This window comes from Tritonibacter horizontis (assembly GCF_001518015.1).
GTDB lineage: Bacteria > Pseudomonadota > Alphaproteobacteria > Rhodobacterales > Rhodobacteraceae > Epibacterium > Epibacterium horizontis.
In genome coordinates this window covers 27,575-47,146 of the sequence record NZ_LPUY01000082.1, presented here as the reverse complement: position 1 = coordinate 47,146, position 19,572 = coordinate 27,575, and the positions used below count along the sequence as shown (strand labels likewise).

General features: G+C 61.8%; 18 protein-coding genes. 12 read left to right on the top strand and 6 right to left on the bottom strand.

Features of this window, described 5'->3' with window-relative positions:
- The first annotated feature begins 12 nt into the window (after positions 1-12).
- The 9 genes from TRIHO_RS16140 to TRIHO_RS16100 all read left to right on the top strand — a co-directional run bounded on the left by TRIHO_RS16140 (position 13) and on the right by TRIHO_RS16100 (position 9,043).
- Positions 13-1,083, top strand: coding sequence for an MBL fold metallo-hydrolase (locus TRIHO_RS16140; protein ID WP_082705169.1), 1,071 nt, complete (start codon positions 13-15; stop codon positions 1,081-1,083).
- A gap of 8 nt (positions 1,084-1,091) precedes the next feature.
- A complete protein-coding gene (locus TRIHO_RS16135; protein ID WP_068245997.1) occupies positions 1,092-1,649 on the top strand; it encodes a histidine phosphatase family protein in 558 nt (185 codons plus the stop codon).
- Positions 1,639-2,115: a phosphatase domain-containing protein gene (locus TRIHO_RS16130; protein WP_068245912.1), complete on the top strand. Its 477-nt coding sequence runs from the start codon at positions 1,639-1,641 to the stop codon at positions 2,113-2,115. Before TRIHO_RS16135 ends, TRIHO_RS16130 begins: the two co-directional genes overlap by 11 nt.
- A 123-nt stretch (positions 2,116-2,238) precedes the next feature.
- Positions 2,239-2,781, top strand: coding sequence for a sigma-70 family RNA polymerase sigma factor (locus TRIHO_RS16125; RefSeq protein WP_068245910.1), 543 nt, complete (start codon positions 2,239-2,241; stop codon positions 2,779-2,781).
- Positions 2,766-3,479 (top strand): anti-sigma factor, encoded by a 714-nt coding sequence (locus TRIHO_RS16120; RefSeq protein ID WP_082705168.1) that lies wholly within the window; start codon positions 2,766-2,768, stop codon positions 3,477-3,479. The genes TRIHO_RS16125 and TRIHO_RS16120 overlap by 16 nt, the downstream gene beginning before the upstream one ends.
- 146 nt (positions 3,480-3,625) lie before the next feature.
- Positions 3,626-4,177, top strand: a complete 552-nt coding sequence (locus TRIHO_RS16115) for a fasciclin domain-containing protein (protein WP_068245904.1) — start codon at positions 3,626-3,628, stop codon at positions 4,175-4,177.
- Positions 4,178-4,421: 244 nt separating this feature from the next.
- Positions 4,422-6,662 carry a sensor histidine kinase gene (locus TRIHO_RS16110; protein ID WP_165595921.1) on the top strand — a complete coding sequence of 747 codons (2,241 nt, stop codon included), beginning with the start codon at positions 4,422-4,424 and terminating at the stop codon, positions 6,660-6,662.
- A gap of 128 nt (positions 6,663-6,790) precedes the next feature.
- The gene (locus TRIHO_RS16105) at positions 6,791-7,444 is read left to right on the top strand and encodes a TetR/AcrR family transcriptional regulator (RefSeq protein WP_068245898.1); all 654 of its coding nucleotides are present in this window, start codon (positions 6,791-6,793) and stop codon (positions 7,442-7,444) included.
- A gap of 12 nt (positions 7,445-7,456) precedes the next feature.
- Positions 7,457-9,043, top strand: coding sequence for a 5-guanidino-2-oxopentanoate decarboxylase (locus TRIHO_RS16100; protein WP_068245895.1), 1,587 nt, complete (start codon positions 7,457-7,459; stop codon positions 9,041-9,043).
- On the opposite strand, the gene TRIHO_RS16095 is transcribed toward TRIHO_RS16100, so the two are convergent.
- The 6 genes from TRIHO_RS16095 to TRIHO_RS16070 form a co-directional block, all read right to left on the bottom strand.
- Entirely contained in the window at positions 9,036-9,842 is an 807-nt protein-coding gene (locus TRIHO_RS16095) for a carbohydrate ABC transporter permease (RefSeq protein WP_068245892.1), read from the bottom strand. The two genes, TRIHO_RS16100 and TRIHO_RS16095, sit on opposite strands and share 8 nt — an antisense overlap.
- Positions 9,839-10,714, bottom strand: coding sequence for a carbohydrate ABC transporter permease (locus TRIHO_RS16090; RefSeq protein ID WP_068245889.1), 876 nt, complete (start codon positions 10,712-10,714; stop codon positions 9,839-9,841). The genes TRIHO_RS16095 and TRIHO_RS16090 overlap by 4 nt, the downstream gene beginning before the upstream one ends.
- A gap of 88 nt (positions 10,715-10,802) precedes the next feature.
- Entirely contained in the window at positions 10,803-12,080 is a 1,278-nt protein-coding gene (locus tag TRIHO_RS16085) for an ABC transporter substrate-binding protein (RefSeq protein WP_068245886.1), read from the bottom strand.
- A 106-nt stretch (positions 12,081-12,186) separates the two neighbouring features.
- Entirely contained in the window at positions 12,187-13,257 is a 1,071-nt protein-coding gene (locus tag TRIHO_RS16080; RefSeq protein ID WP_068245883.1) for an ABC transporter ATP-binding protein, read from the bottom strand.
- 162 nt (positions 13,258-13,419) lie between these two features.
- Positions 13,420-14,487 carry a hybrid-cluster NAD(P)-dependent oxidoreductase gene (locus TRIHO_RS16075; protein WP_068245880.1) on the bottom strand — a complete coding sequence of 356 codons (1,068 nt, stop codon included), beginning with the start codon at positions 14,485-14,487 and terminating at the stop codon, positions 13,420-13,422.
- A gap of 6 nt (positions 14,488-14,493) precedes the next feature.
- A complete protein-coding gene (locus TRIHO_RS16070) occupies positions 14,494-15,723 on the bottom strand; it encodes an aromatic ring-hydroxylating oxygenase subunit alpha (RefSeq protein WP_068245878.1) in 1,230 nt (409 codons plus the stop codon).
- Positions 15,724-16,162: 439 nt separating this feature from the next.
- Between TRIHO_RS16070 and TRIHO_RS16065 the strand changes: the two genes are divergently transcribed.
- The 3 genes from TRIHO_RS16065 to TRIHO_RS16055 all read left to right on the top strand — a co-directional run bounded on the left by TRIHO_RS16065 (position 16,163) and on the right by TRIHO_RS16055 (position 19,346).
- On the top strand, positions 16,163-17,179 hold the full coding sequence (locus tag TRIHO_RS16065) for a C4-dicarboxylate TRAP transporter substrate-binding protein (protein ID WP_068245875.1): 1,017 nt from the start codon (positions 16,163-16,165) through the stop codon (positions 17,177-17,179).
- A 98-nt stretch (positions 17,180-17,277) separates the two neighbouring features.
- Positions 17,278-17,952 carry a TRAP transporter small permease subunit gene (locus tag TRIHO_RS16060; protein ID WP_068245872.1) on the top strand — a complete coding sequence of 225 codons (675 nt, stop codon included), beginning with the start codon at positions 17,278-17,280 and terminating at the stop codon, positions 17,950-17,952.
- A complete protein-coding gene (locus TRIHO_RS16055) occupies positions 17,949-19,346 on the top strand; it encodes a TRAP transporter large permease (RefSeq protein WP_068245869.1) in 1,398 nt (465 codons plus the stop codon). Before TRIHO_RS16060 ends, TRIHO_RS16055 begins: the two co-directional genes overlap by 4 nt.
- Positions 19,347-19,572: the final 226 nt, after the last annotated feature.

The following is a 19,572-nucleotide window of genomic DNA, read 5'->3' as shown; positions in this document are numbered from 1 at the left end:
AGGAGACACCCAATGGCTACCATTACCGTCCTCTCCGGCATCGGCGACAAGGGTCCCGCTGCCATGCGCCTCGACACGGGACACGCGCGCTGGCTCCTGGACTGTGGCTTTGGCCCCGAAGCAAACGCCCAGTTCGATCCGACCTGGCTGGACGGCGTCGATGCCGTCTTTGTCACCCATGACCATATCGACCATATCGGCGGCGCGGCCTATGCGGTCGAGGCGGGTCTGCCAATCCACGCCACCCATCGCACCGCCCAGGCGCTGCCTCCGTCCGCGCGGGTGGTGGAGTTGCCAGAGCAGGGAACAACCCTGCTCGACGGCATTCCCCTGACCACCGGCCGCAACGGTCACGCACTTGGCGGGGTCTGGTTCCATTTCGATCTGGGGGCAGGGCTGTTCTATTCCGGCGACTGGTCCGAAGAATCGCGCTGGTTCGCTTTTGACCGGCCACCACCGGCGGCGACCGCGATCATTGACTGTTCCTATCACCTTGACCCCATCCCGCAATCGCAACGGCTGGCCGACCTCGACGCGCTGATCGACCGGCTGGAGGGGCAGATCCTGTTTCCGGTGCCACCATCGGGGCGCGCGGGCGAACTTGCCTTGCACCTGATGCACCGCTTCGGACCGGAAAGCGTGCTCTTGGACCCGGAATGCTGCGCCACGCTCAGGGCGGCATTGGCCTCCGGCGGCGTTGCGCCCGCCGCGCAGGAGATCGCGCCCCTCCTTGAACGCGGCCCGCTGGACAAGGCACGGTTCCTGATCTGTGACACCCCGAATGCCGATGGCGGCGCGGCCTGGGCCTATGTCCGCGCCTGGCGCGAAAGCGGCCGCCTCGGCCGTGACGCCCATGTCATCTTTACCGGCCATATGACCGCGCACGCGCGGGGCATCGAAACGGTCGACGGCGGCTATTTTTGCCGATGGAATGTGCATCCACCCTTGCAGGACCAGATCGCCATGATCCGGCGCCTGCAGGCCCGCCGTTTCGCTCCGGCCTTTTGCACCCTGCCCGAGGACTATCTGGTGGAAAATGGGTTTGACGCCCAGGTATTCCTGCACGAGACGCTCCCGCTATGACCTCCGGCATGTCTGATCTTCCGGGCCTGCCGACGCGGGATTTTTGCCTGATCCGCCATGGCGAAACCACCGCCAATCACGCAGGGCGAATAGCCGGACGCCTGGATGTCGCGCTGACCGACGCAGGCCGCGCCCAGGCCCGCAGCCTGGCGCAAGTGGACTGGGCCGGGCCGGTCTCCGTGTTCACAAGTCCGATGTCCCGGGCACAGGACACTGCCAGGCTCGGTTTTCCCGATCACCCCGCACGGCTTTGTCCCGGTTTGCGGGAACGGGACTGGGGGATCTTTGAGGGCCGCCCCCTGCGGGATCTTCCGGCGCGGGACACCACGCCACAGGACGGCGAAGGCTGGCGGGCCATGATCCTGCGCGTCCATGCGGCAATCACCAGCTGCTGCGCTGGCACCCCGGACACCTGCCTGCCCGTCCTGATCTGCCATTCCGGCGTTATCCGCGCCACCCGGCTTCTGGCCGGACAGGCCACAGTTGGCGCGCGGGCCCCAAACGCCCGCCCCATCCATTTCCGCTATGTCAGCGGCCGACACGAGGAAACCTCTGATGAGTTTTGACACCCAACCCAACCCCACCAGAAGCTGCGCGGTCTTTGACATTGACGGCACCCTTGCCGAATTCGACGCAGACCGGCTTGGTCCGCTTGTGCACGGGGTCGAAAAACATTGGGACGCCTTTCACGCGGCAATGGCGCAGACCGCGGTCATCGCGCCCGTGGGCCGTGTGTTGCGTCACCTCAAGGCCGCGGGCGAACAGATCGTGCTGTGCTCTGGCCGCCCCGAGGGCTGGAGCGCAGACACCATCGCCTGGCTGGACAAGAACGATCTGCCCTTCGACGGGATCTATCTGCGCCCCGCCGGCACTGACGAGATGAGCGACCCGGAGGTGAAACGGGACCTGTTGGCCCGCATGCGATCAGACGGTTTTGACCCCTGGATCGTCTTTGACGACCGTGCATCTGTCGTAGATTTCTGGCGCAGCGAGGGGCTGATTTGCCTGCAATGCGCGCCGGGCGTCTTCTGAGCCGGCGCCGCCCGCCGGCGCACAGGAGCCACCCGAGGTTCGACGGCAGGGGCAGTTTGAATTGACAACAGCCCTGCTCCTGCGCTTAGCCTGAGCCGGAGCAGGCAAGGTAACACGCAGGTCATGGCCACGAGAGCGGACATAGAAACGATGATCGCGCGGGTGGCCCTGCGCGACCGAACCGCGTTCTCCGCACTTTATGATGCGACCAGCGCGAAACTTTTCGGGGTCTGTCTGCGTGTCTTGAACAACCGCAGCGAAGCAGAAGAGGTTCTGCAAGAGGTCTACATTCGAATTTGGCACAAGGCCGACAGCTACGCCGTGACCGGCCACAGCCCGATGACCTGGCTGATCACCGTCGCCCGCAACCTCGCGATTGACCGCCTTCGCCAGCGCAAGGCGCCGATGCGCGATATCGACGATGTGGTTGACCTCGCCGACGACCGACCCGGGCCGGAAACCGTGGCCATGGCCCGGTCGGAACAGGCTCAGGTGGTGGCCTGCATGAACGAACTGCCCGCCGACCGCGCCGATGCGGTGCGGCGCGTCTATCTGGGCGGGGAAACCTATACTGAACTGGCGGACCGCTACGGCGTGCCGCTGAACACGATGCGAACCTGGCTGCGCCGCAGCCTGCAGAAACTGAAGGAATGCCTGACACGATGACTGGGCCGCAGGACAGCAAGGACGACATCAGGGACGACGATGCCCTTGCGGCGGAGTATGTTCTGCGCCTGCTCACTCTGGCAGAGCATCAGGCCTTTGACGCAAGGTTGCGCCACGATTCTGCCCTGCAGGCCCGCGTCCACGATTGGGAGGCCCGGCTTGCGCCGCTTGCGGAGACCATTCCGCCGGTGCCGCCGCCCGCCGCGGTCAAGGCCACGATATTGCACGCTGTCGGCGCCACGCCCCAACCCCGGCGCAACCGGTTTGCCCGGTGGCCGATCTGGCTGGGGGCCATGACGGCCTGCGCCCTGATCGCGGGCCTCGCGCTCACCGTGACCCTCCGCGACCCCAGCGCGCCCTTACCGGCATACCAGACAGAACTGACCGGCCCCGACCAGACCCTGGTCCTCCGCGCTGGAGTATTCCCCGAGAGCCAGGAAATCCTGATCGAACAACAGTCCGGCGCCGCGCCCGACGGTCGGGTTCTGGAACTTTGGCTGATCGCCGAAGGCGCAAGCGCGCCGGTCTCGCTTGGCGTCCTTGCGGCCTCCGGCACCACCCGCCTTCGCGTCTCCGATGCACTTGCGCCACTGCTCGTCAGCGGTGTGATCGCCGTGTCCGACGAACCGCCCGGCGGGTCCCCCACCGGGGCGCCAACAGGTACGGTCCTTGCCACGGGCACCTTCGGGGACGCCTGAGGCAGCCCTTCGTGGATTCCGGCCGGGGCGCCGCTTCGGCCCTATGACAAAAAAAGTTCACTGCCGCTGAAACTCTGCCCGCCGTGCGTCCGTGTCTCCTGCATCGCCGGAACACATTCGGCCAGTCTGATCAGGGAGATCTACAGATGACATCCTACAAAGCCCTCGCCGCCGCCGCTCTGCTTGGCCTTATCGCGACACCAACCCTCGCCGAGAATCCGATGGTCGGCGGCGCGGCCATGTTCGAGACCAAAAACATTGTTGAGAACGCCGTCAATTCAGCCGATCACACCACCCTTGTGGCCGCGGTCAAGGCCGCAGATCTGGTAGAAACGCTGCAATCCGACGGTCCGTTCACGGTGTTTGCGCCTGTCAACGATGCCTTCGCGGCACTGCCTGCGGGCACCGTCGATACCTTGCTGAAGCCCGAGAACAAGGCGACCCTGACCAAAGTCCTGACGTCGCATGTGGTCGCGGGTGACTGGTCCGCAAGCCAGATCGCCAGCGCCGCACGCGCCAGTGCTGACGGGTTTTACCATTTCAACGCTGTCTCCGGGGATGCACTGTCGGCCCAGGCCAAGGGCAACAAACTCTATATCTATGACGAGAGCGGCAACGCTGCCCAGATCACCATCTCTGATGTGGATCAATCCAACGGCGTCATTCACGTGATTGATACGGTTCTGTTGCCGAAATAACCCGTCACGCAGCATCGCCGCGACCTGCGGCGGTGCTGCTGCGACAGCCAACCGGGTAGATCGCGTTTTTTCGATGTATTTTCGTGCGGCTTTGAGCAAATTAACTTTCAATCATAGACTCTCAAATACCTTTTGACCGGACTGCACCCCAGACCGGATCCGAATGACACGCCATTTCAACCTGACTTTCCGAGGGAAATTAATCGCCCTCTGCCTGACGGTCGTCATTCTGTCAGTCAGTGCGATGCTGGCTATCTCTTTCAGACAACTCGAAACATTCGGTCAACAAGCGGCCAATCACCGGCTTGCCATGGAGGCAGAGCTTAATAGCCGACTGATTGCGAAACCCTTCCAGCGCATGTTGCATGATGCCCAGGCGCTTGCAATGACACCGCCGTTTGAACGCATGCGGCAGGGGGCTGCGGAAGATCCGCCAGCATCCATGCCAACACCCAAAACGGCTGCGCCGCCTGACACTGCGTCCCCGCAAACACCGCTTGCCGAACAGATGCTGTCGCTGCTCAAGGCCAATCCACATTACGATCAGGTCAGCGTCATTGATCTTGTCGGTCAGGCTGGCACCCGCACCCAGGTCCAGCACTTTGGTGCTGCCATGCGCAGCGAAACGCCCGAACGCCACCGATGGGAGCAGAGCGACCCCGCGTTCGCCCTCCTTGAGCGCGGCCCTGCGTTCTATTTCGCCCGCCCCGCCCCCGGTGACGACACAGACAAGGACGTGCCAATCCGGCGCGCTTTGAATGTTGTTCAGCCTTTGCTCGACATCTCCGGCAACGTGATTGCCGCCATCGTGATTACCGCAAACTATCGTCGCCTCCTTTTGACCGCCGCGCCGATGCCGAGCACGGGCCACCAGCTTCGGGTGGTGAACGCCAATGGCGACTTTCTGATTTTTCAGGATGACGGTACGCCCTCGCGCCTGTTCCAGAGCACCGCCACCAACCTCAAACCGTTCGTCGGCCACCATTGGACGCCAGACCCCAACGGGCCACTGAAATTCGAAAGCGAAACCACGGCCTATTTTCACGAAGTTGCCATACCGGACCATGCCAGCCCGTTCCGGATTGTCGTGGCAACCTCCGCCCCGCACAATGTACTGCACGCCGCCTCAAATGATGCTCTGAACAACAACCTGGCCGTGACCGGACTGCTGATCGCTGCCACTCTGGTGCTGACGTGGTCGGTGTCGCATGTCTTTACCGCTCCCTTGGCGCATCTGGTCGCCAGTATCCGCGAGCTCCCGAACACGGAGAACGCGATCGCTCTGCCGGCCGAAACCCAGGATGAGATCGGCCAGCTGTCGCGGGCTTTTGTGGATCTCACCAACGATCTGATCACCCGGTCCAGTCAGATGGTCGCCATTTTCGAATGTGCGGTCGACGGCATTCTGACCGTGCGCCCCGATGGGGTGATCCTGAACGCAAACCCCGCCGCGACAGAGATGTTCGGTTACACGCCCGATGCGCTAATCGGTCAACATCTGGATCTGTTGATCCCGCAGGAATTTCGGGGCCATCACGCCGGATACCTCGCGACGAACAATTTTGACAGTTTGCGCCGCCAGATGGCGCCAAATCGCGATGTGCATGGTCTTCGGCGCGACGGCAGCCTGTTTGATGTCGAAGTCTCCATCAGTCAGGTGCTCGCCGACAGCGGCAATGCCTTTATCGCGATCATGCGCGACGTCAGCAGCCGCAAGGCGGCTGAAAACAGATTGGAACAGACTGTCACCGATCTTGAGGCCGCCAAGGCGGAGCTGGAACGCTCGAACATCGAACTGGACACCTTTGCCTATGTCGCCTCGCATGATCTGAAGGCACCGCTGCGGGTCATTCGCAATGCCGCGACCTGGCTGGAACAGGATCTGGCGGAGCATCTGACCGAAGACACCCGGGAAAGCATGGACCTGTTGCAAAGCCGCGTTGAACGGATGGAGCAACTCTTGACCGACCTGCTGGCCCATTCCCGGATCGGCAAGGAAGAACAAGACCAGGTGGTCATCTCCGGCCAAGAACTGCTGGAGCAGATTTTCGACCTGATCTCGATCCCGGACAGCTTTTCAATCAGCTACGATGATGCTCTGGCGCAAGCACAGCTTGCTGCGATGCCCCTGCGCAACGTTCTCCTCAATCTGGTCTCAAACGCGATCAAGCATCACGACCGACAGGACGGTCACGTGCATATCGGTTTTGCGGAGGATGAAGACATGTTCATCTTCTCAATCACCGATGACGGGCCAGGCATCGCGCCGAAGTATCACCAAAAGATCTTTCAGATGTTCCAGACATTGCGGCCGCGTGACGAGGTTGAAGGCAGCGGCATGGGGCTGGCCATGGTCGAGAAAACGGTCAGCACTGTGGGCGGACAGATTGCCCTCACCTCGGCGCCGGGGGAAGGCAGCTGTTTTCGCGTCACGTGGCCCCGTCCCGTTGCCATGCCTCAGCAAAATACCGACCAGGTCGCCTGAAACCCGTCCCAAATCCCCGAGAACGGCCCGCTCTCTGTGCCTGCGGCACCGCAGGCGGCAGCGCTGGAATTCAGACTTGATTTTTCGCCCCTATTGTACGAACGTACAACAAAGGCAGGGAGATCCAGATGTCCGAGAACAAACCCAAGTTCCGCCGGGAGAGTCCCGAGTTGCGCCGCGAACAATTGATCGAGGCCACCCTGCGCGTCATCGCCCGCAAAGGTGTCTCCGCCGCCACCGTAAGAGAGATTTCGGCAGAGGCAGGCGTGGCCTTCAGCCTCATCCGCCATCATTTCAAAACCAAAGAAGACCTGATGTGCGCGGCCTATGCCTATCACATGCAGAAAATGGCGCAACTTTCCCTGTCCTCCGCGACAGACCAGACTCGCCCGCTGGCAGATCGCTTGCGCCAATGTATCAAGGACACGCTGTCGCCGCCGGTGACCAATGGCGCGGCGCTGCAGGTCTGGGCGGGTTTTATCCAGATGGTGCCCCATGATGCGCGAATGAAACAGATCCACCGGGACACCTATCTTGGCTTTCGCGACACGCTGGAACCGCTCATCGCCGAGGCCCTCACCGCCAACAAAACCCCCTGGGACCCCAGGCTGGTCGAACACAAGGCCATTGCCTGCAACGCGGTTCTGGACGGGCTGTGGCTGGAGGGGTCGATGCTGCCGGACATGCTTCCTGCTGCACGGCTGATCGAGGTGGCGGAAACGACGCTCTTCGCGATCCTTGATCTGCCGCTTGCGACGGCTCCCATCGACATTCCGACCTGAAGGACAGAACAGATGAAAACAATCGGTGAGACGCTGGCGCAAAGCCTGGTCGCCCGCGAGGTAGAGGTCGTCTTTGGCATTCCGGGCGTCCATACCATCGAGCTTTATCGCGGGATCGAAGGGACCGGCATTCGCCACATCACCCCGCGCCACGAACAGGGCGCCGGGTTCATGGCGGATGGTTATGCCCGTGTCACTGGCAAGCCTGGGGTCGTGTTTGTCATCACCGGTCCGGGCCTGATCAACACACTGACCCCAATGGCACAGGCGCGCGCCGACAGCGTCCCGATGCTGGTGGTCACTGGCGTCAACCGCCGTGACAGTCTGGGCAGGGGGCTGGGCCTGTTGCACGAACTGCCCGACCAGCTGGGCCTGTCGCAAACCGTCTGCAAGCACGCCGAACAGCTGTCCGATCCGAGCGCGCTGGCCAGCACATTGGATCGGTGTTTTACCGCGATGACGGGACGCCCTGCCCCGGTCCATATCGAAGTGCCGACAGATGTTATGCCATTGCCCGGCCCGGCCCAAGTGACCCCGGCGCAGCCAACACCGCCGACCTTGCCTGATCTGCAACCGGTGCTGGACCAACTTGCCAGCAGCCAACGCCCTGTCCTGATCGCCGGGGGCGGGTGTCGCCGCCAGAACGCGGCGCTGATGCAACTGGCGGAACGCTTGGACGCTCCGGTCGTTCAGACCGTGAATGCGCGCGGCTTGATGCATGGCCATCCCCTGACTGTCGCCGCCAGCCCATCGCTGCAGTCCACCCGCGCGTTGCTCAGTGCGGCCGACTGCGTCCTGGCCTTGGGCACCGAACTTGGGCCGACGGACTATGACATGTATGCCACGGGCAGCTATCCCGAGATGGCGAACCTGATCCGCATCGACATCTGCGCCGACCAGCTTGCGCGTCATCCGGCCCGATGCGCCGTGGAGGGCGATGTCGATCTCTGTCTGCCCGTGCTGGCCGAAACCGTCCCGGCCCGCACGCCGTCGGACGGCGCCGCCCGTGCCCAGGCCGCGCGCACCGCCGCCCACGAGGAAGTCAACCGTCTGACCCCCGGCTACGGCGCGCTGATTGCCCAGGTTGAGACGCTGCGCGATGCTCTGCCCGGCGCCCTGATGGTCGGGGATTCAACCCAAGCGGTCTATGCCGCCAACCTTGCTTACGATCACGACCGCCCCGGCGGATGGTTCAATGGCGCCACCGGGTTCGGCGCGCTCGGCTATGCCATTCCCGCCGCGATCGGCGCGGCGATTGCCGACCCCACCGCACCGGTGATTGCCCTGATGGGCGATGGTGGGGCCCAATTCACCCTGCCCGAACTGGGCGTCGCCAGCGACGAAGCCCTGCCGATCCTGTTTGTGGTCTGGAACAACAACGCCTATCTCGAGATCGCCAACGCGATGGAAGCGGCGGGCATTGCCGCGACAGGCTGTCATCCGGGTGCGCCCGATTTCCGCGCTGTGGCGGCGGCGCATCGCATCGGGTATCAGCGCTGCGATCCGGACAGTCTGACCACCGCGCTGGCCGAAATCCTGCCCCTTCGCGGCCCGGTCCTGCTGGAGATCGACATGCAGCCCAAGGCTGATGCTACTTGATCCCGGCCCGCATGAAGCTTTGCACGAACTGGCGCTGAAACAGCAAAAATGCCAACAGCAACGGCCCTGACGTCATCAATGTCGCCGCATTGATGACGCTCCACTCCACCCCGGAATCGATGGAGGAAAAGATACTGAGTCCCACCGTCACCGGGCGCGTCTCCACCGAATTTGTGATGATCAGCGGCCAGAGGAAATTGTTCCAATGGTGGCTGACGGACACCAGCCCATAGGCCAGATAGGTGGGAACCGCCAAGGGCACATAGATCTTGAGCAGGATGCCCAGGCTCGACATGCCCTCGACCTGAGCGGCCTCTTCCAGCTCCTTGGGGACTGACATGAAGGTCTGGCGCAACAGAAATATCCCGAACCCCGAGGCGATATAGGGCAAGGCGATCGCCGGAATGGTATCGACAAGGTCAAGGGCCCGGATCGCCTTGTAATTCTCCACGATCAGAATGTCCGGCATGATCAGCAGTTGCACCAGCACCAAAGCAAACAGGATGCCGCGCCCCGGAAACTGATAGCGCGCAAAGGCATAGGCCGCGAGCGTGCACAGCAGCAGCTGCCCCAGAAGGATCACCGTGACCAGAATGAATGTATTGAGGAAATACCGTCGAAACGGTGCCGCCGCCCAGGCCTTGGCGAAATTCTCCAGGGTCAGCGGCGCGAACAGGTCGAACCGCGCCTCATAGGCGGCCGGGTGAAAGGCGGTCCAGACCGCATAGGCCAGGGGCAGCACCCACAAGAGCGCCAACGCCCAGGCCGCGACGGTGTTGAAGAGGCGATCCAGCGTCATCGGTAATGCACCTTCCGGTCAAAGAGAAAGAACTGGCCGATGGCAAGACCCATCAGAAATATCAGCACCACCACCGTGAGCGTCGCGGCATAGGCCGTATCCCAGAACCGAAAGGCGACCTCGTAAATATAAAACAGCAGCAATGACGAGGCATTGTCCGGCCCCCCGCCGGTGAGGATAAAAATGTGGTCAACCATGCGAAAGGAATTCACCACCGCGTTGATCGACACGAACAAGGTCGTCGGCATCAGCAGCGGCAGCGTCACCCGACGCAGGATGGTCCAGCTGCCCGCCCCTTCGATCCGCGCCGCCTCGGTGAGAGAGACGGGGATGGTCTGCAAGGCCGCGAGATAAAAGATCATGAAAAACCCGGCTTCTTTCCAGATCGTTACCGCCATCACACCATAGAGCGCGCTGTCCGCCGACCCGAGGATGTTGGTCTGGCCAAAGCCCAACGCGCTGCCGATCTGGTCGATCAGGCCAAACCCCGGCGTGTAGAAAAACATCCAGATATTCGCGACCGCGATCATCGGCAGTACCGTCGGGGTGAAATAGGCCATGCGCACGAAACTGCGCCCGGTGAACTGCCGGTTGACCCACAGCGCCATTGCCAATGCGATCACGATCGACAAGGGGATCGTGCCAAGCGCATAGATCAGATTGTTGCCGAGCACTTTCCAGAACACCGGATCAGCGATCAACGTGTCGTAATTATCCAAACCCGCCCAGCGGCGCGGCCGCCGTCCGCGTGGGGTTGTAAAGAAACTGTTCCACAGGGTGGTCAGCGCCGGATAATGCGTGAATGCGATCAGAAAGACAAAGGCCGGCGACAACAAAAGCCAGGCATGGATCCACCCTCGGGTGCGCAGCATCTTGATGACTTCCCTTTTGACTGGGCCTTGTTTGTGGGTCTGCGCGCCGCCCCGATCCGGAGCGGCACGCAGGTCTTGATCGCGCGCCTCAGCGATAGGCCTGGAGAATCTCGTCGGCCTGAGCCTGGGCATCCTTCAGCGCCGCCTCGGCGGTTTTCTGACCGGTGATCGCAGCGGCCAATGCGTCGTTGAACACACGGGTCACGCGCTGGTTTTCATAGGTGGACAGCTCTGCCACTGCATGTTCCAGCTGATCGCGGGCCACCAGAACCGCCGGGAAATCCGCCGCATAGGATTTCATCGTCTCGGTGTCCCATGTGGCCGGACGCGGGGCGACATAGCCAGTGGCGATGGTCCATTTCGCAGATTGCTCCGGCTCGGAGATCCATTTGACAAAATCGAACGCCGCCTTGGCCTGCTCATCGGACGCGCCTTTGAACAGGTAGAAATTGCCGCCACCGGTGGGCGCGCCGCGCCGCTCATGGCCGGGCAGCATCGCCACCCCGAAATCAAAGGGCGCATTGTCGCGCACATTGGTCAGGTTGCCGGTCGAGGTCCACATCATCGCGGTCTGCCCCTCAAAGAATGCCTTTGGTGTCGCGCCCCATTCGATGATGCCCGGCGCCATCACTTCATGTTCCTTGGACAGATCCACCAGATATTGCAGTGCTTCGACCACTTTGGGATCGTCAAAGTTCACTTCGTTGCCATCGGCATTGGCAAGAATGGCGTTGTTCTGGGTGGTCAGGCCCTGGAACAGCCAATAGGGAAAGCCGGAGGACGGAATGCGCACACCCCATTGCGAGACATTGCCCGCATCATCGCGCAGGGTCAGCTTTTTGCCCATCTCGATGGTTTCGTCCCAGGTGGTCGGCGGGGTGTTCGGGTCCAGACCCGCCGCGGCGAAGGCTTCTTTGTTCCAGTACAGCACCGGGGTGGAGCGCTGGAAGGGAATGCCATAGGTCTTGCCATCGGTTTTGGAGTTTTCCATGAACGCCGGGTAGAAGGAGTTCAGCCAGGCTTTGTCGTCTTCGCTGGTGGCGAAGTCATCAAACGGCAACAGCAGGTCTTCGTCCAGCAGGGTGAACATATCCACCGACAGGATGACCGACAGTTGCGGGGCATTGCCGCCGCGCGCCGCCGTCAGCGCCTTGGCAACCGTATCCTGATAGGACCCGGCATAGATCGCCTCGATGTTCACACCTTCGTTTTCGGCGATGTACTGGGCGGTCAGCTCTTCGATGGTGTCGGCAGCAGCGCCGCCCACAGCAACCGGGAAATAGAACTGCAGGTCGACATCCGCCGCAGCAGGCGCCGCGGCAAATGCCAGGGCCGCTGCGGCCGCTTTGAATTTCGTCATCAGCATGGGTTTTCTCCGTAGCTTGCACAACCGGCACCTTGCCGGCCTTGAGCGCCCCCCTCTCGAATGCGGGAGCCTTGGCAAAGTCGCAGCACCGCATTGGGGCCACGGCTCATGTCATCACCTCTGCGAGGCGCGCGGCGAGGGTCGGATCCTCCAGCCGTCGGTTTTCAATCAGGTCAAAGGCGTGCAGATCTGCGGGCGCAACAGCCAGTCGCAACAGATCGCCGGGGGCAAAGCGGCGCGCACCAGGCAGTTTCGCCAGCATCGGCGTGCCCGCGCAGGTCAGCTCCACCAGCGTGTCGGAGCCAAGGAATTCAACTGCTTGTACGCGCGCCTCGATCTGCCCCTGCGGATCTTCGAACAACACCTCCGGTCGCACCCCGATACGCAGACTGTCGGGCGCCTGGCCCAGAGCCGTGCCAAAAGCCGCCGCAGGCAGCAGGTTCATTGGTGGTGTGCCGATAAAACGCGCCACAAACGGCGTTGCCGGGGCCTGGTAGATCTCCTGCGGTGCGGCCACCTGTTCGATCCGGCCCTGGTTCATCAGCACCACGTGATCGGCCATCGTGATTGCTTCGGTCTGATCATGGGTGACATAGACCATGGTGAACCCAAGCGCCTGCTGCAGCCGTCGGATCTCGCGCCGCATCTCGTCCCGCAGACGGGCATCGAGGTTCGACAGCGGCTCGTCCATCAGGCAAATCGGACGGCGGGAAATCACCGCCCGGCCAAGCGCAACACGCTGTTGCTGGCCACCGGACAGAGCCGCTGGTTTACGGTGCAGATAGGGGCTCAGCTCCAGCAGATCTGCAACATCCGCCAGCCGCGATGCCCGCTCCCGCCGCGGCAGGCCCGCGACTTTCAACCCGAACACGATGTTTTCCGCCACCGTCAGATGCGGAAACAGGGCATAGGACTGAAAGACCATCGACAGACCGCGCTGCGCCGGGCTTTTTTGGGTCACGTCCCGACCACCGATCAGAACCCGCCCGGCATTCACCGGCTCCAGCCCCGCAATGATCCGCAAGGTTGTTGATTTGCCGCAGCCGGAGGGTCCCAGCACGGCAGTAAAGGACCCGGCCGGGATTTCCAGACTCAGGTTGTCGAGCGAGACGGTCTGTCCCCAAACCTTGCGCAGGTTTTCCAGGACAACGGATTGGCCACCCTTGGTATCTGCCATCTCAGATACCCTCCGCAGACCGCGCGGCGCGGAGGTCAGACGCGGTGGGCCCGCCGGAACATATGTGCGTGTCGAAATTCATATGAACCCCATAGAGGCTTCATATGAATGTATTGCGACAACCAGACCACCCGCGTCCGACGGCCCTCAGCCCCGGCTGGATCAGACTTCGACCGACACCTTGCCGATCGGATTGGAACAACAGGCCAGAATGTAGCCCGCCTCGATATCATCCTCAGAAATCCCGCCGTTGTGCACCATATGCACCTCGCCCGAGAGTTTTTTGATCTTGCAGGTGCCGCAAACGCCAAAGGTACAGCCCGACGGTATGTTCAGCCCGTTCGCCCGTGCCGCCGACAGGACGGTATCGGTTTCCGCCACTTTGGCCGTCACGCCAGAGGTTTCAAAGGTTATGCTGGCCGAGGTGTCGTCATCAGGCACCACATCGCCATGATCGGGCTGCTCGTCCAGATGCCCGACCGGCGCGTGAAAGCTCTCCTGGTGGTAGCGATCCATGTCGAACCCAAGCCCGGACAGCGCGTTGCGCACCGCTTGCATGAAGGGTTCCGGCCCACAGCAATAGACCTCGCGTTCCAGATAGTCAGGCGCCATCAGGCCCAGCATCAGCTGATTGAACGTCCCCTGATAGCCGGTCCAGGGCCGATAAAGGTCAGGCTCCTCAACCACGAATTTCAAATCCAGCCCTTTGACCCGGCTGGCCATATGTTCCAGCCGTTGCCGAAAGATGATCTCTGACGGGCGTTTGGCGCAGTTCACGAAGACGACGTCGAGGTCGTCGCCTTCGTCCCACATGCAGGTGGTCATCGACATCATCGGCGTGATGCCCGACCCGGCCGAAACAAAAAGGAATTTCTTTGCCGTGCTTTCGGCGTTGGAAAACACCCCCGCGGGCCCCAGCGCCCGGATGCGACTGCCCGGCGCGAGGTTGTCCAGCATCCAGCGGGTGCCGATGCTGTCCACCTGCGCCTTGGCGGTGATGGTGATCGTGCGGGGCCGCGACGGCGAGGACGAGATGGTATAGGTCCGGTGCAACGGCCCGCCCGGCACCGGGATCTCCAGCGTCAGGAACTGGCCGGGATCATAGTCGAACAAGGCCCCGGACAATGCCCGGAAGGTGAACGACGCTGTGTTGTCCATTTCCGGGATGATCGACACGCATTCCAGCAGCTCCTGATCGTTCCAGATCGCACGTTCGCTGTTCTTGACCATAGGCTCTTACTCCGCCGCGACCGCGCTGGGGGCGGCATTCCGGTTCAGGGTTTGCAAATACCAGTCCACGAACTGCAAGACGCCGCTCTCCTGGGTGACGGAGTAAGGTCCCGGCTGGTAGGCAGGCGAATTGATGCCCATCTGGTTGTATTCCACCACCTCGCGGTCCTCGTCATTGGTCGCCAGCCACACTTCGGTCAGGCGTTTCAGGTCGTAGTCGACGCCTTCGACCGCGTCCTTGTGCACCAGCCATTTGGTCGACACCTCGGTTTCCGTCGGGCTGATCGGGGTGACGCGGAACACCAGCGCATGATCGGACAGAAAATGGTTCCAGGTCGTCGGGTAGTGATACTTCAGCAAGGACCCCGCATCCCGAAACGGGATCGTCGAATTTGGCCGGGTCACCGCCACCTTGCCATCCATGGTGTAGCTTTCCCCCGCGCCCAGCAGGGCCGTGCGCACGAACCGCCAGTCGCCACGCTCTGAAATCCGGAACGTCGAGGGCGCACCGACGGCCTCGCAGCGCGCCACATGTTTGGTCAGGATCTCCGACCCTGCGCCCTCATTGTCGTTGCCGATGGCGTTGGGATCTTCGGGAAAGGTCCGGCACAGCGACGGATGGTTGCCGCCACAATGGTAACATTCGCGGTTGTTTTCCCAGACCAGCTTCCAGTTGCCCTTCTCCACGATCGTGCTTTCAAAGGCGACCTTGGAATTTTCCAGATCATGCGGCGCCAGATAGCGCTCCGCAACGGCGGCAAAGGCGTCAAAATCCGGGGCAACCTCGGCGAGACAGATGTAGACCAACCCTTTCAGAACCCGACAATGGACCGGTTTCAACCCATGTTGGCCCGCATCGAAATCCGGCCCCATGTCGCGCGCCCACAGCAGGCGTCCGTCCAACTCGTAGGTCCACTGGTGATAGGGGCAAACCAGCTTTGGGTTGGTGCCCTTCTTGGCCTTGCAGATGATGGAGCCGCGATGACGGCAAGAATTGTGAAAGGCGCGGATCACATCGTCCGCCCCCCGCACGATGATGACGTTGTAGGCCCCGACCACATGGGTCACATAACTGCCCGGCTTGGCCAATTCGCAGGCCGGCACGGCAAACAGCCAGTCCTTGTAGAAAATCTCGCGCAGATCCGTCTGAAACACCTCGGCGTCGGTGTAAAAAGCCTGTGCCAGACCGTGGCCCGGCGTGTGGTTTGCAATCAGCGAGTTGATATTGCTGTTCATTTCCGGCCTCTCCTGCCGCCTGCCCTGCACTGGGGCAGCTAACGGTTGGTTGCTGTTCGGGCCCCGCCAGACTCGCAGCGGCGTCCCAGTTTGCCCGCCAACTGCAAATGGCGGGCCCCTCTTCAGCCTGAGTTGTAGCGAGAATCAAAAACGCGAAACTGCGGTTTGCGACATTGTTTCACTGGTTCAAGACAACGACCGCAAACCGGGCCGAAAAACCGCAAATGAACCCGATGCCACCGCCTTAATTTTGAACATTCGCACCTAAAACCGCCCAGAGATGACGCGTGAGCCGCCCTCAGGGCCCAATGGGGCGCAATTCTGGTCGGCTCACCTCCATGCGCATGACCCAGGGAATATTTTGGGTTGGCAAACGGGGACATACCGGCGATCCTAGGGCCGTAATGCGCGAACCAGATGCGCAAAGGGGAGGAAACTTATGAAGAATATCCTTGGGCTCACCGCCCTCGCGACACTGACATGTGCTTTTGCAGCCGAGGCCATGGCCACCGAATGGAATGTCTCCGTCTGGGGCAAACGCCGGGCCTTTACCGAACATGTCGAAAAACTCGCCGAACTGGTCTCTGAAAAGACCGACGGTGAATTCACCATGAACATCAGCTACGGTGGCCTGTCCAAGAACCGCGAGAACCTCGACGGGATCTCGATCGGCGCCTTTGAGATGGCTCAGTTCTGCGCCGGCTACCACCGCGACAAGAACCGCGTCATCACCGTACTGGAGCTGCCGTTCCTGGGCGTTGCCAACCTGGAAGAAGAAGTCGCCGTCTCATCCGCGGTGTATAACCACCCGGCAGCGACCGATGAAATGGCCCAGTGGAACGCCAAACTTCTGATGACCTCGCCCATGCCGCAGTACAACCTCGTCGGCACCGGCACGCCCCGTGACGAACTCGCCGAGTTCGAAGGCATGCGTGTCCGTGCCACCGGTGGCATCGGCGAAGCCTTCAAGGCCGTTGGCGCGGTCCCGACTTCCGTGACCTCGTCCGAGGCGTATCAGGCAATGGAATCCGGTGTTGTCGACACCGTCGCCTTTGCTCAGCACGCGCACCTGAGCTTTGGCACCATCAACCGGGCCGAGTGGTGGACTGCGAACCTCAACCCCGGCACCGTGAACTGCCCCGTTGTGGTCAATATCGACGCTTATGAAAGCCTGTCTGACGCCGAACGCGAAGCGCTCGACAGCTCGGTTCCCGAGGCGCTGGATCACTATCTTTCCAACTACGGGCAGCTCCTGAAGAAATGGGACGAAGTGCTCGAGGAAAAAGGCGTCGAGAAAGTCGAGCTTTCCGATGAGGTGATCGCTGAATTCCGCGCCAAGGCGGCCGACCCGATCCGCGAAAACTGGATTGCGGAGATGGAATCCCAGGGCCTGCCGGGCCAGGAGCTCTATGACCTCGTTGTAAAAACACTGGCTGACCACCGCGGCGGCAGCTGATCGGATCCGATTGAATACCGGGCCCGGACCTCGCCGTCCGGGCCCGTGTTTTTCATCTGTCTAAAATCAAACCACAATCAAAAAGGACGGGGGCAGGAATGGCAGGCTCATCGACCGTGCTCAGTGACTCCAGCCTGATTTCCAGGCTGGACAGAACCTTGTTACCGATCGAGCGGGCAACGGCGCTCCTCAGTGGACTTGCGGCGTTTTCCCTGATGTTTCTCGCGGCCTATTCGGTGGCGGGCCGACAGCTGGACCGCACCTTTCTGGCGCCCCTGTTCGACAGTATCGGCCTTATGGATGGCCCCCTGCCCGGCTACGTCGACTATATCGAAACGCTGATGCCGCTGATTGCCATCCTCGGCGTGTCCTATGTACAGCGGGAAGGCGGCCATATCCGCATGGATATCCTTGTGGGTCGTTTGCACGGTCGCGCGCTCTGGCTGTTCGAGTTCATCACCGTCCTGTGCATGCTGATCCTCGTGGTCGCGCTGGTCTGGGGGTCCTGGGCACATTTCGACCGGTCCTTCGATTGCGCCCGTCCCTTGTGCTCGCGGGACAGTTCCATCGACATCGGCATACCCATCTGGCCATCCAAGCTGGTGGTCCCCGTTGCGCTGGCCGTGCTTCTGGCCCGCTTGCTGTTGCAGCTCGCCGCCTATGGGCGCGCCTTCGTGCTCAATGTGGCAAGCCCTGCTGCTGTGCCGCTGATCCAATCCGTCGCTGAACAGGCCGCCGCCGAGGCGGAACAACTCAAGGAGGACTCCAAATGAGCGAGATCCAAATCGGTCTTTGGGTCACCGGCGGTATGCTGGTGCTGGTTGTCCTCGGCATGCGGGTGGCCTTTGCCGCCGCGCTGGCCGGGTTTGTCGGCCTTGTCTGGCTGCGCTGGAGCGGTTTTGGCTATGATCCGGCACGGTTCGGCAAGGCGCTGGAGATCAGCGTCAAGATTGCCGGTCAGGTGCCCCACTCAAAGGTCTCCAGTCAGGCGTTGAGCCTGATCCCGACCTTTATCCTCATCGGGTATCTGGCCTATTACGCGAAACTGACCAGCGCCCTTTTTGAAGCGGCCAAGCGCTGGATCGCCTGGGTCCCCGGCGGGCTTGCGGTCTCTACCGTGTTTGCCACCGCCGGCTTTGCCGCGGTGTCCGGCGCATCGGTCGCCACCGCAGCGGTCTTTGCCCGGATCGGCATTCCCGAAATGCTCGCAGCCGGGTACAACAAACGCTTTGCCGCCGGTGTCGTCGCCGCCGGGGGAACGCTGGCGTCGTTGATCCCGCCGTCGGCGATCCTCGTCATCTATGCCATCATCGTGGAACAGGACGTGGGCAAGCTGTTGCTGGCCGGATTCATCCCCGGCGCCTTTTCCGCCGTGATTTACGCTGGGCTGATCGTCGCGATTGCCGTGATTTTCAAATCCGTCGGGCCGCCGGTCACCGGCTTCACCTGGCGCGAACGCCTCGTCTCCCTGCCGCCCGCCCTGCCGATCCTGGCTGTGGTCGTGATCATCATCTTCTTTGTCTACAACCCCTTTGGCGAGGCCTGGGGCACGCCGACCGAGGGCGGCGCCGTCGGCGCGTTCATCGTCTTTGTGGTTGCCTTGCTCCGGGGCATGCGGTTTCGCCAGCTGCTCGACGCGTTGTTGGAAACGGCCAAACTGACGGTGATGATTTTCACGATCATCTGGGGCGTGTTGATCTACGTCCGCTTCCTCGGCTTTGCCGATCTGCCGCATGCGTTTGCCGACTGGATCGCCTCGCTGAATTCGCCGCCAATGGTCATTCTGATCTGCATCTTGTTGGCCTATGCGGTTCTGGGGATGTTCATGGACGCCATCGGCATGCTGCTGCTTACCCTTCCGGTGGTCTATCCCGCTGTCATGGCGCTCAATGGTGGTGAAAATGTCGCGGCTGCGGATTCGGCGTTTGGCATGTCCGGGCCAATGTGCGCGATCTGGTTCGGCATCCTGGTGGTGAAGATGGCGGAATTCTGCCTGATCACGCCCCCAATCGGGCTGAACTGTTTTGTCGTTGCAGGGGTGCGGGATGACCTGTCCGTTCAGGATGTGTTCCGCGGCGTCACGCCGTTTTTCATCGCCGACGCGGCCACGATTGCGCTGCTTGTCGCCTTCCCTGCCATCGTTCTCTGGCTTCCCAGCCTCGCCTGAGGCATGATGAGTGTGCTGGAGAGGTCCGGTCGGGCTTCTCCAGCACCCGCCGTAAAAATCGCGCAAAAAACACCGTTCGGCTACATTTTTAAGAAGAGTGCACACTCTTATTTTGATGCTGAAAGGGGTTCATTAATTCAATTCGACAATTCTTTCCTCTGAAGTCGCCAGTCCAGCGGTGGTAATATCGAAGCGTTATCGATGGTCACCGTTCGGCGGACCACAC